Source organism: Amycolatopsis sp. NBC_01480 (assembly GCF_036227205.1).
Lineage (GTDB): Bacteria > Actinomycetota > Actinomycetes > Mycobacteriales > Pseudonocardiaceae > Amycolatopsis.
Genome location: NZ_CP109442.1, coordinates 3,860,959 through 3,874,813 on the forward strand (window position 1 = coordinate 3,860,959; position 13,855 = coordinate 3,874,813).

Sequence of the window (13,855 nt, forward strand, 5' to 3'; positions counted from 1 at the left end):
GTGACCGCATCATCGTGGCTGCTGGTGGCCCTGCCGGCCCTCGGCGCCCTGATCCTGCTGCTGGCCGGGAAGCGTTCGAAGGCGTGGGGGCACCTGCTCGGCACCGCCACCGTCGTCGCCGCCTTCGTCTACGGCCTGATCCTGTTCTTCGGCTTCGACGGCAAATCCACTGTGGACACCAAGCTGTTCTCGTGGATCCCGGTCGGGCAGCTCCAGGTGGACTTCGGGCTGCGCATCGACGCGCTGTCGCTGACGTTCGTGCTGCTGATCACCGGCGTCGGCATGCTGATCCACTTCTACTCGATCGGCTACATGGCCGACGACGAGGGCAGGCACCGCTTCTTCGCGTACCTGAACCTCTTCGTCGCCTCGATGCTGATCCTGGTGCTGGGCAACAGCTTCGTGACGCTGTACCTCGGCTGGGAGGGGGTGGGCCTCGCGTCCTACCTGCTCATCGGCTGGTACCAGGACCGCCCGTCCGCGGCCACCGCGGCGAAGAAGGCGTTCCTGATGAACCGCGTCGGCGACGTCGGGCTGGCGCTGGCGATCTTCCTGATGTTCAAGTACGTCGGGTCCACCGGCTACGCGCAGGTCTTCGACGGCGTCGCGAGCGGCAAGATCCCGTCAGGCGCGATCACCGCGATCGCGATCCTGCTGCTGCTGGGCGCCTGCGGTAAGTCGGGCCAGTTCCCGCTCCAGGCCTGGCTGCCGGACGCGATGGAGGGCCCGACCCCGGTCTCGGCCCTGATCCACGCGGCGACGATGGTCACCGCCGGGGTCTACCTGGTCGCCCGCTCCAACGTCATCTTCAGCCAGACGCCGGACGGCCGCCTGGTCGTGACGCTGGTCGGGGCGGTGACCCTGCTGCTCGGGTCCATCGTCGGCTGCGCCTACGACGACATCAAGAAAGTGCTCGCCTACTCCACGGTCAGCCAGATCGGCTACATGATGCTGGCCGTGGGCCTCGGCCCGGGCATCTACGCGCTGGGCATCATGCACCTGGTCGCGCACGGCTTCTTCAAGGCCGGGCTCTTCCTCGGGGCCGGCTCGGTCATGCACGGCATGAACGACGAGGTCGACATGCGCAAGTTCGGCGGCCTGGCCAAGAAGATGCCGATCACCTTCGTCACCTTCGGCCTCGGCTACCTCGCGCTGATCGGCTTCCCGTTCCTCTCGGGCTACTACACGAAGGACGCGATCATCGAGGCCGCGTTCGGCCAGGAGGCCTGGCGCGGCTGGGTGTTCGGGCTGGCCACGGTCATCGGCGCCGGGCTCACCGCGTTCTACATGACCCGCCTGATGATGATGACGTTCTTCGGCAAGTCGCGCTGGAAGACGATCAAGAGCACCGACGGGCGCGAGTTCCACCCGCACGAGTCCAAGCCGGTGATGTGGATCCCGATGGTGATCCTGGCGGCCGGCTCGGTCGGCGCGGGCGCGTTCTTCGCCATCGGCAACCGGTTCGTGGACTGGCTCGCCCCGACCGTCGGCCAGTTCCACGAGGCCGAGCACACGCCGATCTCGGCGTCGCTGGTCCCGTGGCTGACCCTCGCGCTGGCCCTGATCGGCGCCGTGATCGCGGTCCTGGTCTTCCGGCCCAGCGCCGACATCCCGGTCGAACGCCCCGAGCGCGTCTCGTGGCCGATCCGGGCGGCGCGCAAGGACCTGTACGGCAACGCCATCAACGAGACGCTGGTCGCCCGCCCGGGCACCTGGCTCGCGCGGGCGCTGGTGTACGTCGACAACCGGGGGGTGGACGGGGCGGTCAACGGCCTCGCCGCGGCCCTCGGCGGCGGGTCCGGCCGGTTGCGGCGCCTGCAGACCGGGTTCGTCCGGTCGTACGCGCTGTCCATGCTCGGCGGCACGTTCCTGCTTCTCGCGGCCCTTCTGCTGGTGAGGTTCTCCTGACATGACTTGGCTTCTGGCGCTCATCCTGCTGCCGCTGGCCGGCTCGCTGGTGCTGGCGTTCCTGAAGGGGAACGACCGCGCCGCGATGGCCACCGCGCTGGTCGTGTCCATTGTGGAGTTCTTGCTGATCATCCCGTTCTGGGCGAGCTACTCGCCCTCGGGGGACCGGATCCAGCAGGCGACCACGATGGACTGGATCCCCAGCTTCGGCATCCACATCTCGTTCGGCACCGACGGCATCTCGCTGATCATGATCGCGGTGATCGCCCTGCTGGTGCCGATCGTGGTCGGCGGCCTCGGCCTCACCGACAAGCTCCCGGCCGGCCGCAGCGCCGGCGGGTTCCTGTCGCTGATCCTGCTGCAGGAGGCCATCACCATCGGCGTCTTCGCGGCGACCGACGTGTTCCTGTTCTACGTGCTGTTCGAGATCATGCTGATCCCGATGTACTTCCTGATCGGCGGCTACGGCGGCGCGAACCGGCAGTACGCGGCGGTGAAGTTCTTCCTGTACTCCTTCCTCGGCGGCCTGATCATGCTGGCCTCGGCGATCGGCGCGTACTCGCTGGCGTCGGACAAGCTGGGCAAGGGCACGTTCGACTGGGCCACCCTGGTCACCGTGGTGCGGGACGCGCCGACCGGCACGCAGATCTGGCTGTTCTTCGGCTTCTTCCTGGCCTTCGCGATCAAGGCACCGCTAGTGCCGTTCCACACCTGGCTGCCGGACGCGGCGGGGCAGGCGCCGATCGGCGTCGCCGTGCTGCTGGTCGGCGTGCTGGACAAGGTCGGCACGTTCGGCTTCCTGCGCTACCTGCTGCCGATGTTCCCCGCGGCGAGCAAGACGCTGGCGCCGCTGGTGCTGGTCCTGTCGGTGATCGGCGTGGTCTACGGCTCGATCCTGGCCGCCGGGCAGTCGGACATGAAGCGGTTCCTCGCCTACGTCTCGATCGCCCACTTCGGCTTCATCGCGCTGGGCATCTTCACCTTCAACGAGCAGGCGATGGTCGGCTCGGTGTCGTACATGCTCAACCACAGCCTCTCCACCGGCATGCTGATCGTGGTGGTCGGCCTGATCATCCGGCGCGGCGGCTCCACCCGGATCTCGGACTACGGCGGGATGGCCAAGCTGACCCCGCTGCTCGGCGGGATGCTGCTGATCGCCGGCCTGTCCGCGCTGTCGCTGCCGGGCACCAACTCGTTCGTGAGCGAGTTCCTGGTGCTGCTGGGGTCCTTTGTGGACCACCCGGTGTACACGATCATCGCGACGGTCGGCATGGTGCTGGCCGCGGCCTACGTGCTCTGGCTCTACCAGCGGATCATGCAGGGCCCGGTGCGCGGTGACGCGCTGCTCTCGCCAGCCTCGTCCACTCCGGGCGGCGTGGAGTCGGGCGGCTCGGTCGCCACCGCGGTCGCGCAGGAGACCGGCGTGAAGAAGGCCGTCAAGGACCTCGGGGCACGGGAGATCGCGATCCTCGCCCCGCTGGTCATCCTGATCATCGGGCTGGGCTTCTACCCCAAGCCGGTGCTCGACACGATCACCCCGTCGGTGCAGGCGACCCTGTCTGCCGTGCAGGGAGGCAAGTAAACCGTGCTCGACATGTTCCTGGCGCAAGCGCCACAGCCGTTGCCGACGCCTTCGATCGACTACGCGGCCGTGCTGCCGATGCTGATCGTCCTCGGCATGGCCTGTGTGGGCGTGCTGGTGGAGGCGTTCGCGCCGAAGGCGGTCCGGTGGGGGATCCAGGTGACGATCTCCGTCATCGCGATCCTCGCGGCCGGGGTCTCGCTGATCCTGTACGCCACCGGCAGCTCGCCGAAGGCCGGGCTGACCACGTTCGCCGGCGCCATCTCGGTGGACCGGCCCTCGCTGTTCCTCTGGGGCACGCTGCTGCTGCTCTCGCTCGGCGCGGTGTTCCTGATCGCGGAGCGGAAGGTGGAGCCGGGCGGCGCGTTCGTCGCGCAGGCGGCGATCAGCCCCGGCACCGTGCAGGACCGCGCGCAGGCCGGCCCGACCACGGCGTCGCAGACCGAGGTGTTCCCGCTGACGCTGTTCGCCCTCGGCGGCATGATGGCGTTCTGCGCGGCCAACGACCTGCTGACCATGTTCATCGCCCTCGAGGTGCTGAGCCTGCCGCTGTACCTGATGTGCGGCCTGGCCCGGCGGCGCCGGCTGATCTCACAGGAGTCGGCGGTCAAGTACTTCCTGCTCGGCGCGTTCTCCTCGGCGTTTTTCCTCTACGGCCTCGCACTGCTGTACGGCTACGCGAACTCCGTGAAGCTCGCCGACATCGCCAACGCCGCGGCCGGCTCGGACCGCTCGGACACGCTGCTGTTCGCCGGCCTCGGCCTGCTGGTGGTGGGCCTGCTGTTCAAGGGCTCGGTCGGCCCGTTCCACACCTGGACGCCGGACGTCTACCAGGGCGCCCCGACTCCGGTCACCGCGTTCATGGCGGCCTGCACGAAGGTGGCCGCGTTCGGCGGGATCCTGCGCGTGCTGTCGGTCGCGTTCTCCTCGACCAGCTGGGAATGGCGCGGCGTGCTGTGGGCCGTGGCGATCATCTCGATGCTGATCGGCGCGGTGCTGGGCCTGACCCAGACCGACGTGAAGCGCATGATCGCGTACTCCTCGATCGCGCACGCGGGCTTCCTGCTCGTCGGCGCCATCGCGATGACCGAGAACGGCCTGTCCAGCACCCTGTTCTACCTGCTGGCGTACGGCTTCACGACGCTCGCGGCGTTCGGCGTGATCAGCCTGGTCCGCGACGGCAGCGGGGAGGCCACGCACCTGTCCGCCTGGGCGGGCCTCGCCAAACGCTCGCCGGTGCTGGCCGGGGTGTTCACGTTCTTGTTGCTGGCGCTGGCCGGCATACCGTTGACCAGCGGGTTCGTCGGCAAGTTCGTGGTCTTCTCGGCCGCGCTGTCCGACGGCATGGCCCCGCTGGTGGTGGTGGCGCTGGTGTTCAGCGCGGTGGCCGCGTTCTTCTACTTGCGCGTGATCGTGCTGATGTACTTCTCCGAGCCGGCCGCGGACGGGCCCACGGTCACGGTGCCCGGCGGGTTCACCACGGCGGCCATCACGCTCGGCGTGGTGGTGACGTTGGTGCTCGGCGTGGTTCCGGCGTTCGCGCTGAACTGGGCCTCTTCGGGCGGGTTCGCCTCGTAGGACTCGTGAGTGTTTATGACGGTTCTAACCGTCATAAACACTCACGAGTACTTGGGCTTACGGCGTGGGTGAGCAGGCGGTGCGCCCGACGGTCACCGAGCCCGTGATGCCGGACGCCGGCAGGAAGTCGAACCGCAGCATGGTGAGGCTGATGCTGCCGTCGCCGGGCAGGGTCTGGGCGTTGAAGACCGCGTTGGCGAGCACGGTGCCGTTCGTCTTGGTCAGCGGCTTGGTGTAGTTCGCCGGCATCGGCGAGGGCAGGCCGCTGATGCCGCCGAGCCCGCTGAACGTCCAGTTCGCGTTGGTCTGGGTTTGCGTCGCGGTGCAGGTGACGGTGTACGAGGACAGCCGCACGCGCGGCCCGCCCGCGCTGACGAGCGCGGAGAGCTCGAAGTTCTTCCCGTTGGCCGTCGACGTGGTGGTGGTGAGGTCGTTGCCCGGGTCGGTCACCGTGGTGTCACAGGTGGTCGAGCCGCCGCCGAAGGTCAGCCCGGTCTTGGTGACCGGTGAGGCCGTCGCGCTGGTCGGTCCTTCGACCGCGCAGGGAGCGAGGGTCGGGACGGTGACTGTGGTGGAGCCCTTGGTGAATCCGGCTTCGCCGAGATCGGCCGTGCCGGCCGCGGTGGCTGGTGCCTTTGCTGTGGCTTGTGTTGACGATGTTGCTGCGCTGGCTGCTGCGCCCGTCGGCGTGCCCGCCTGGGCCGTCCCCACGCCGGCGAAAACCCCACCGGCCACCAGCACCGCACCGACGAGCCCGGCCCGCCTGACGATGGTGTTACGCATGCGCTGTCCTCCTTACAACCCCGGGAGACCTGTCGGGACCGGCAGCTCTTCCACTGACTGAATATCCGCGCGCCCGATTCGCCCGTTGCGCCACGCCGCGGTGATCACTCGTCTGCGCGCGGTGATCAACCCGTTCGTGGCTCCGGTGCCCGTCCGGCAGGCTCGTGTGCCGGGAGGAATCATGAAGACAGTCCAAGGGTTCTTTCGGTCGGCTCCGCTGTGGCGTCTCTGCGTGGCTTGGTCGCGGTGGAACCACAGGTTTCTGACCAGCCCTCGGCCGTGGAAGCAGATGGTCCGCTCTGGCCTCACCGCCGACGAGGCCAGAGCGGGGTGGGACACAGCGGCCACCTCATTGGTGCCGATGCTGCACGGCTGGCTCTTCACCATGGCGTTCATCGTCGGCTGGGACCTCGCGTTCGAAGCCGTTTGGACGCTCTGGCGCAACCGCTGGGTTTTCTATCTGAACGCCGTCCCGATCGCGCTCGCCATCCCTGTGCTGGTGATCGTCTTGTGCCGCGTGGCCGGACGTCGAACGGCGCCGGAACGGCTGCTCGGCCGGGTGCAGGCGGCAGTTTCGGCACTGCGGCCCCCGATCATCCCACGACGTCGGAGGCGCCCTGGACAGCCTGGCCGCTGGTTCGCGCTGAGTCGCCTGCGGGCGCGGCAGCGGCGCAGGCTGAAGACGCTCGCGTGGCAGATAGACGGCGATCTTGCCCTGCTGGCGGGCTACCCCCGCAGGCATCGGGATCCTGGTCGCAGCCTCGGCAAGGTGCTTGTGTGGGCCGCGGATGGTCTCGACCAGGCCGACCGGACGGAGCTGGCTATCCGCTTGTGCAATGACGTGGTGCGCCACGTCGTATCCGGACAGCCCTGGCCAGTTCCGATCGATGGTTGGGACCCTGCGGGGCAACCACCGGTCAAGTGGAGGTTCGTCGATTTCATGACCGGCCTCAGGCGGTTGGTACCGGCGATCGCTCTCCCGGTGGTTACGGCGGTACTGGTCACTCTGGCCACGGGGGTACTGAAATAGGACCGATGTCATGTTCGTCACCGTTTCCCCTGGACAGCGGGTAAACCGGGTACCTGGGGTAACCACTACCCTGAAAGCAGAAAACCCGACCGGCGCATGAGAGAGCGGAGCCGACGTGTCTGTGTCTTCACCACCCCCGGGGGCGGGACCCGCCGCTGCTCGGGATGGCGCTGTCGAGGACCTGCGCGCGACCGTCGGGCTGCAGATCGAGGACGAGCAGCTGCTCAGGGCCATCGCGGGCGGGCTCGCGGAGGTGGAGACGATGCTGCGCGACGTCGTCAAGAGCGACGTGCAGGCGGTCCACGACGCGGCGTTGCACCTGGTCGAGGCGGGGGGCAAACGTTTTCGTCCCCTGTTCACGCTGCTGTCCTCGCAGTTCGGGCCCAAGCAGGGTGGGGAGCAGGTGCTCATCGCCGCCGCCGCGGTGGAGCTGGTGCACCTCGCGACGCTGTACCACGACGACGTGATGGACGAGGCGACCATGCGGCGGGGCGCGGAGAGCGTCAACGCCCGCTGGGACAACACCGTCGCCATCCTGACCGGCGACTTCCTGTTCGCGCACGCCTCGCGGCTGGTCGCGGACCTGGGCACCGACGCGGCGCGGATCATCGCCGAGACGTTCGGCGAGCTGGTCACCGGGCAGATGCGCGAGACGGTCGGGCCTGGGCCCGGCGACGACCCGGTCGAGCACTACCTCACCGTGATCGCGCAGAAGACCGGTTCGCTGATCGCGACGTCCGGCCGGTTCGGCGGGATGATGTCCGGCGCCGAGGAGGACCACGTCCAGGCGCTGCGCCGGTTCGGCGACATCGTGGGCACCGCGTTCCAGATCTCCGACGACATCATCGACATCGCTTCGCCGTCGGACGAGCTGGGCAAGGCCCAGGGCACGGACCTGCGTGAAGGCGTCCGCACCCTGCCCATGCTGTACGCGCTGGCCGACCCGGACACCGACCCGCGCCTGATCGAGCTGCTGGCCGGCCCCATCACCGAGGACGAGCTGGTCGAGGAGGCCTTGGAGCTGCTGCGCCGTTCCAGTGGCCTCGAACGCGCGCGCGTCACCCTTTCCGACTACGCTTCGCGGGCACGTTCCGAGCTCGCAGCGCTGCCCGCTTCCCCCGCGCGGAATGCCTGCGAGTCGGTCGCCGACTACATGGTCGCGCGCACGCACTAAAGGGGCAGGGAAGATGTCCATTTTCGGACAGGTTTGGCTGTGGAGCCTGTTGGCGTTTTTCGTCGGGGTGCTCCTCACGTGGCTGGTGCTGGTATTGCCCGCCCGCAAGCGCACCCGCGAGCTGGAGGCCGCGCTGACCGCGGCCCACGCCGAGTCGGCCCGGACCCCGGCCAACGCCGGGGCGCTGGCGGGCGGCACCGCACTGCTTTCGCCGGTGGACGAGGAAGACGACTTCTCCCCGGCCGAGCCGGCCGCGGCGCCCTCGTGGGCCCGTGAGCAGTCGCCCACCGAGCTGATCCACCGGGCCGAGCCGGAGCCCGAGCCCGCCGCCGTCGAAAGCCGGCTCGGCGGGTTCGAGCCGGAGGCCGAATACGAGGCGGAGTACCGCACCGCGGCCGAGCCGGCCGTCAGTCAGACCACTGTGGACGAAGAGCGGACGCCGGAACGGCCCCACGAAAGGGAATCCGAACCGGCCACGCGGCAGATCGACGGGTCCGTCTACCGCGCCGCCGCCACCGAGTACCTCAGCCCGGTCTCCCACAGCCTGGAGCCGGACTACGCCGAATCGGCCAGTGGCTACGAAGCCGACCGCCTCGACGAGTTCGCCGACACCGGCCGCGGCAGCTTCCAGGAGGTCGGGCAGCGCGCCGGCCACCGCGAGGAGGAAGACGCTTTCGCGGGTTCCGCCGGCCGTCACCTGGAAGCCGAGGGCGGCCACCACGCCGCCGAGACGACGTCCATGTTCACGCGGCCCGAGCCCGAAGCCGAGGAGTCCTTCTCGAATCGGCTGGAGCCGGCGGGCGACGCCGAGGCCGGATCGTCGTTCGGACAGCTGGGAACCCACGACGCCGAGGCGGGTTCGTCGTTCGGCAGCCTGGAGCCGGAAGCCGAGGCCGGGTCGTCGTTCGGGCAGCTGGAACCGCAGGCCGAAGTGGACTTCGGCCACCTGCCGGAGGCCGAGCCCGCCCGCCCGCAGGAGTCCGAATCGGACTTCGGCCGGGCGCCGGAATCCGAGGACGAGCAGGTTTCGCTGTTCCAGCCCGCGAAGGCCACCGACCCGAAGCCCGAGCCGGCCTGGTTCGAGCACGGGGACGACGTGACGCCGGACCGCTCGCCGTTCGAAGAGCCGGCCGGCGGGGACTTCCTCGACGAGCAGTCGTCCACCGAGCACCTGATCCCCTCGGCCGAACGCGCCGCGGAGCCTTCCGAGCACAGGGGCGGTGACCTCGTGGCCGGGGACGAGCCGATCGACTCCACTCAGGTCCTGCCCAAGCGCCAGCCGCGGGAGGCGCCGCGGGGCGGGTTCGAGCCGCCGCGGCCGATCCAGCCGTCGATGCGGCCGGTCGAGCGCCGGGAGCCGGAGCTGGCGGGCACGCAGAGCGGTTCGCTGTTCGAGCCCTCGGTGCAGCCGAACCAGCAGGGCGGCGCCGCGCCGTTGAACGCGCCCGAGCCGCCGCCCGCGCGGCAGGTCACCGAGGACGCCGTGCCGCCCGGCCCGTTCGGCCCCGGCTCGGCCATGCCCCGTCCAGGTGGCGGAAGGCCGTCGGACGGCTTCGCGGTGAAGGCGAGCGTCACGGCGCTGCGGTACTGCACCGAGGAGTCCCCGCAGTTCCCGCGCATGGTCGCCGAGGTCTGGTTCCGCACCTCGGCCGACGCAGAGCGGGTCGGGTTCCGGCCGCTCTCCTGACCGAATGACAAAAGTCCACATCGGACCCAAGAAAAGGGCCACCGCCCGGAAACCGAGCGGTGGCCCTTTCTCTGTCCATTCAGGTCAGACGACGGTCCACGTGTCCTTGCCGCGCAACAGACCCTGCAGGTCCGGCTTGCGGGCCGCGCGGGCCTGCTCGACCTGGGCGCGGGCGCCGTCGTCGTAGGTGGGCCGCTCGACCTGGCGCAGGATGCCGATCGGGGTGTGCGTCAGGTTCTGGTCGCCCAGGCGCGAGAGCGCGAACGAGTAGGTGGTGTCCGCGATCGACGGGTCGTGGACCACGAGGTTGTCCTCGCCGATGTCGCTGACCTTGCCGATGTCCAGACCACCCCAGTCGCCGCGGCGGACGCCGAACTCGCCCTCGGGGCCGAACCGGATCGGCTCGCCGGCCTTCAGCGGGATCAGCCGCTGGGCCGCCTCGTCCTTGTCCTTCAGCACGTCGAAGGCGCCGTCGTTGAAGATCGGGCAGTTCTGGTAGATCTCGACCAGCGCCGAACCACGGTGCTCGGCCGCGGCCTGCAGCACCTCGGTGAGGCCCTTGCGGTCGGAGTCCAGCGCGCGCCCGACGAACGAGGCCTCGGCACCGATCGCGAGCGAAAGCGGGTTGAACGGCGAGTCCAGCGAGCCCATCGGGGTCGACTTGGTGACCATGCCCTGCCCGGAGGTGGGCGAGTACTGGCCCTTGGTCAGCCCGTAGATCCGGTTGTTGAACAGCAGGATCTTGATGTTCACGTTGCGGCGCAGCGCGTGGATCAGGTGGTTGCCGCCGATGGACAGCGCGTCGCCGTCACCGGTGACGACCCACACCGACAGGTCCGGGCGGGTGGTGGCCAGCCCGGTCGCGATCGACGGCGCGCGGCCGTGGATCGAGTGCATGCCGTAGGTGTTGAGGTAGTACGGGAACCGCGACGAGCAGCCGATGCCGGAGACGAACACGATGTTCTCGCGCTTGAGCCCCAGGGTCGGCAGGAACGACTGCACGGCATTGAGCACGACGTAGTCGCCGCAGCCGGGGCACCAGCGGACTTCCTGGTCGGACTTGTAGTCCTTGGCCTTCTGCGGCTCTTCGGTGGTCGGCACCAGGTCCAGGCCGCCCAATTGGGGCAGCCCGAGGTCGATGGCAGTCACTTGACGCCCTCCGGGGTAACGCTCGTGATGATCTCGCGGAACAGGTCCTGCAGCTCCTCGGCCTTGAACGGCAGGCCGGCGACCTTGGTGTGCGAGTGGACGTCCACCAGGTACTTGGCTCGCAGCAGCAGGGCGAGCTGGCCGAGGTTCATCTCCGGCACCACGACCTTGTCGTAGGAGCGGAGGATGTCGCCGAGGTTGCCGGGCAACGGGTTGAGGTGCCGTAGGTGCGCCTGCGCGACCGGCATGCCCAGCTTCCGCACCCGCCGGCAGGCGGCGCCGATGGGACCGTAGGACGAGCCCCAGCCGAGCGCGAGCACCCGCGCCTTGCCGCCGGACGGGTCGTCGACCACAACGTCGGGCACGTCGATGCCGTCGATCTTCGCCTGGCGCAGCCGGACCATCTTGTCGTGGTTGTCGGGGTCGTAGGAGATGTGCCCGGTGCGGTCGGCCTTCTCCAGCCCGCCGATGCGGTGCTGCAGGCCGGGCGTGCCCGGCACGGCCCACGCGCGGGCCAGCGTCTCGGGATCGCGCACGTACGGCCAGAACTCGCCGGAGCCGTCGTCCGCGTTGGGCTCGGTGGCGAACTCGACGCGCAGGTCCGGCAGGTCCTCGACGTTCGGCACCAGCCACGGCTCGGAGCCGTTCGCGATCGCGCCGTCGGACAGCAGCAGCACCGGGGTCCGGTACTTCAGTGCGATCCGGGTCGCCTCCATCGCCGCGTCGAAGCAGTCCGCGGGCGAGAGCGGCGCCACGATCGGCACCGGGGACTCGCCGTTGCGGCCGAACATCGCCTGCAGCAGGTCGGCCTGCTCGGTCTTGGTCGGCAGCCCGGTGGACGGTCCGCCGCGCTGCACGTCGATGACCACCAGCGGCAGTTCGGTCATCACGCCGAGGCCGACGGCTTCGGACTTCAGCGCGACGCCCGGCCCGGAGGTCGAGGTGACGCCCAGCGCGCCGCCGTAGGAGGCGCCCAGAGCCGCGCCGATGCCGGCGATCTCGTCCTCGGCCTGGAAGGTGATGATGCCGTAGTTCTTGTGCTTGGACAGCTCGTGCAGGATGTCCGAGGCCGGCGTGATCGGGTACGTGCCGAGCAGGATCTGCAGCCCGGACTGCTGACCGGCGGCGATCAGCCCGTACGCCAGCGCGGTGTTCCCGGTGATCTGCCGATAGGTGCCCTGGTTCAGCTTCGCGGGCGCGACCTCGAACGTGGTCGCGAACGACTCGGTGGTCTCCCCGTAGTTCCAGCCCGCGCGGAAGGCCAGGATGTTCGCCTCGGCGATGTCCGGCTTCTTGGCGAACTTCTCCTTGAGGAACCGCTCCGTGCCCTCGGTCGGCCGGTGGTACATCCACGACAGCAGCCCGAGCGCGAACATGTTCTTGCACCGCTCGGCGTCCTTCTTGCCGAGCCCGGTCTCGGCCAGCGCGCCCTGGGTCAGGGTCGACATGGCGACGCGGTGCACCTGGAAGGACGAGAGCGAGTCGTCGTCCAGCGGGTCGTTCTCGTAGCCGACCTTCACCAGGTTGCGCTTGGTGAACTCGTCGGTGTTCAGGATGATCGTGCCGCCCTTGGGCACGTCGCGCTGGTTCGCCTTCAGCGCCGCCGGGTTCATCGCCACCAGCACGTCCGGCCGGTCGCCGGGGGTGAGGATGTCGTAGTCGGCGAAGTGCACCTGGAACGAGGAGACACCGGGGATGGTGCCCTGCGGGGCGCGGATCTCGGCCGGGAAGTTCGGCATCGTCGACAGGTCGTTGCCGAACGCCGCCGCTTCGGAGGTGAAGCGGTCGCCGGTCAGCTGCATACCGTCGCCGGAGTCGCCCGCGAACCGGATGACCACCCGGTCCAGCTTGCTGACTTCGGTGGACCTGGTTGCGGTCAGGGAGCTGGGGCCGTCACCGGTCCCGCTGCCGTTCGCACTCGTGCTCATAGGTCAGGGAATCCCTCTCTCCCGACGTACTGCGGCCCCGGGTCGGCCCCGGGATGAACGCCCGCCCGGCGATGTCGGCTGGATCACCAGGCCTACCCCGAGGCTACTCGTCGGGGACTCGGGTATTCCCGAAGTGTGGGGTACCCGGACCGGAAGGATTCCGGGCCCGGCCGCGGTGGCGGACACAATTCAGCTCTGCTCGACCGATGGTAAAGGGATGACCGGGCCGAACGCAGTGACGCGCGTCTCCTGCCGGCCCCTACCGCCCGCTGATCCGGGCCTTCATCGCCGCCAGCCGCTCGGCGAACGCGGGCGCGGCCAGCGATTCCAGCTGCGGCCCGATCTCGGCGTCGACCGCGGCCGCGTGCTGGGTCAGGCCGCCGGTGTGGCGCAGCGTCCGCTTGGTGGACAAGACCACTTCGCGGGGCGAGGCCACGGCCGGCGCGGCGAGGTCGCGGGCGGCCTGGACCAATTCGTCGTGGCCGCCTTCGACCAGCCGGAGGGCCAGGCCGGCGCGCACCGCAGCCTCGGCGTCGAGCGCCTCGCCGAACAGCGTCATCGCGGCGGCCTGCTGCGGGCCGACGGCGCGCTGCGACATCCAGGTCATCCCGCCGCCAGGGTGCAGGCCCAGCTCGAGGAACCGCGGGATGAACTTCGCGCGCGGGCCGGCCAGCCGGACGTCCGCGGCGAGCGCGAGGTTCAGCCCGGCGCCGACGGCCGCGCCCCCGACCGCGGCGATCGTCGGCAGGGCGCAGCGCGCGACGGCGAGGAATCCCTCGTACACCGCGCGGAGGCCTTGTTCCCCCGCGGCGCCGAGCGCGGTCAGGTCCGCGCCCGCGCAGAAGGCGGGCGGCGCGCCGGTGACCACCACGGCGTGCACGGACTCGTCGGCCTCGGCCCGCGCGACGGCCGCGGCGAGTTCGGCGGACAGGTCGAGGGTCAGCGCGTTGCGGCTCTTCGGCGCGTCGACGGTGAGGAGCGCGACGCCCTGGTCGTGCTCGCTGTGGATGCGGTCGGTCATGGGGCTCACCTTCCC

The 13,855-nt window shown here is 69.7% G+C and carries 10 protein-coding genes; 6 read left to right on the forward strand and 4 right to left on the reverse strand.

The genetic code is table 11. From position 1 onward, the window contains the following. The 3 genes from nuoL to nuoN are packed head-to-tail and all read left to right on the forward strand — an operon-like array spanning window position 1 to window position 5,068. Entirely contained in the window at window positions 1-1,908 is a 1,908-nt protein-coding gene (gene nuoL / locus OG371_RS18520) for an NADH-quinone oxidoreductase subunit L (RefSeq protein ID WP_329070870.1), read from the forward strand. A 1-nt stretch (window position 1,909) separates the two neighbouring features. Next, a complete protein-coding gene (locus OG371_RS18525) occupies window positions 1,910-3,490 on the forward strand; it encodes a complex I subunit 4 family protein (RefSeq protein ID WP_329070873.1) in 1,581 nt (526 codons plus the stop codon). A gap of 12 nt (window positions 3,491-3,502) precedes the next feature. Next, window positions 3,503-5,068 (forward strand): NADH-quinone oxidoreductase subunit NuoN, encoded by a 1,566-nt coding sequence (gene nuoN, locus OG371_RS18530; RefSeq protein ID WP_442876167.1) that lies wholly within the window; start codon window positions 3,503-3,505, stop codon window positions 5,066-5,068. Window positions 5,069-5,125: 57 nt separating this feature from the next. Here nuoN and OG371_RS18535 read toward each other — a convergent pair whose 3' ends face one another. Beyond that, window positions 5,126-5,851 (reverse strand): hypothetical protein, encoded by a 726-nt coding sequence (locus tag OG371_RS18535; protein WP_329070877.1) that lies wholly within the window; start codon window positions 5,849-5,851, stop codon window positions 5,126-5,128. 361 nt (window positions 5,852-6,212) lie between these two features. Here OG371_RS18535 and OG371_RS18540 point away from each other — a divergent pair, with 361 nt between their 5' ends. The 3 genes from OG371_RS18540 to OG371_RS18550 all read left to right on the forward strand — a co-directional run bounded on the left by OG371_RS18540 (window position 6,213) and on the right by OG371_RS18550 (window position 9,742). Continuing rightward, entirely contained in the window at window positions 6,213-6,881 is a 669-nt protein-coding gene (locus OG371_RS18540) for a hypothetical protein (RefSeq protein WP_329070879.1), read from the forward strand. 121 nt (window positions 6,882-7,002) lie between these two features. Then, window positions 7,003-8,055, forward strand: coding sequence for a polyprenyl synthetase family protein (locus OG371_RS18545; protein WP_329073157.1), 1,053 nt, complete (start codon window positions 7,003-7,005; stop codon window positions 8,053-8,055). Between the two features lie 13 nt (window positions 8,056-8,068). Beyond that, complete coding sequence (locus tag OG371_RS18550) at window positions 8,069-9,742, forward strand: sunset domain-containing protein (protein WP_329070880.1); 1,674 nt, start codon at window positions 8,069-8,071, stop codon at window positions 9,740-9,742. An 84-nt stretch (window positions 9,743-9,826) separates the two neighbouring features. On the opposite strand, the gene OG371_RS18555 is transcribed toward OG371_RS18550, so the two are convergent. From OG371_RS18555 to OG371_RS18565, 3 genes are all read right to left on the reverse strand, one after another. Next, complete coding sequence (locus OG371_RS18555; RefSeq protein WP_329070882.1) at window positions 9,827-10,891, reverse strand: 2-oxoacid:ferredoxin oxidoreductase subunit beta; 1,065 nt, start codon at window positions 10,889-10,891, stop codon at window positions 9,827-9,829. Further along, entirely contained in the window at window positions 10,888-12,819 is a 1,932-nt protein-coding gene (locus tag OG371_RS18560; RefSeq protein WP_329070884.1) for a 2-oxoacid:acceptor oxidoreductase subunit alpha, read from the reverse strand. Before OG371_RS18560 ends, OG371_RS18555 begins: the two co-directional genes overlap by 4 nt. A gap of 259 nt (window positions 12,820-13,078) precedes the next feature. Then, a complete protein-coding gene (locus OG371_RS18565; protein WP_329070886.1) occupies window positions 13,079-13,840 on the reverse strand; it encodes an enoyl-CoA hydratase in 762 nt (253 codons plus the stop codon). Window positions 13,841-13,855 lie beyond the last annotated feature (15 nt).

Bases quoted from the DNA above. Each gene is read 5' to 3' on its own strand.
- OG371_RS18525 (WP_329070873.1), top strand. From the start codon at position 1,910: ATGACTTGGCTTCTGGCGCTCATCCTGCTGCCGCTGGCCGGCTCGCTG.
- nuoN (WP_442876167.1), top strand. From the start codon at position 3,503: ATGTTCCTGGCGCAAGCGCCACAGCCGTTGCCGACGCCTTCGATCGAC.
- OG371_RS18535 (WP_329070877.1), bottom strand. From the start codon at position 5,851: ATGCGTAACACCATCGTCAGGCGGGCCGGGCTCGTCGGTGCGGTGCTG.
- OG371_RS18540 (WP_329070879.1), top strand. From the start codon at position 6,213: ATGCTGCACGGCTGGCTCTTCACCATGGCGTTCATCGTCGGCTGGGAC.
- OG371_RS18550 (WP_329070880.1), top strand. From the start codon at position 8,069: ATGTCCATTTTCGGACAGGTTTGGCTGTGGAGCCTGTTGGCGTTTTTC.
- OG371_RS18560 (WP_329070884.1), bottom strand. From the start codon at position 12,819: ATGAGCACGAGTGCGAACGGCAGCGGGACCGGTGACGGCCCCAGCTCC.
- OG371_RS18565 (WP_329070886.1), bottom strand. From the start codon at position 13,840: ATGACCGACCGCATCCACAGCGAGCACGACCAGGGCGTCGCGCTCCTC.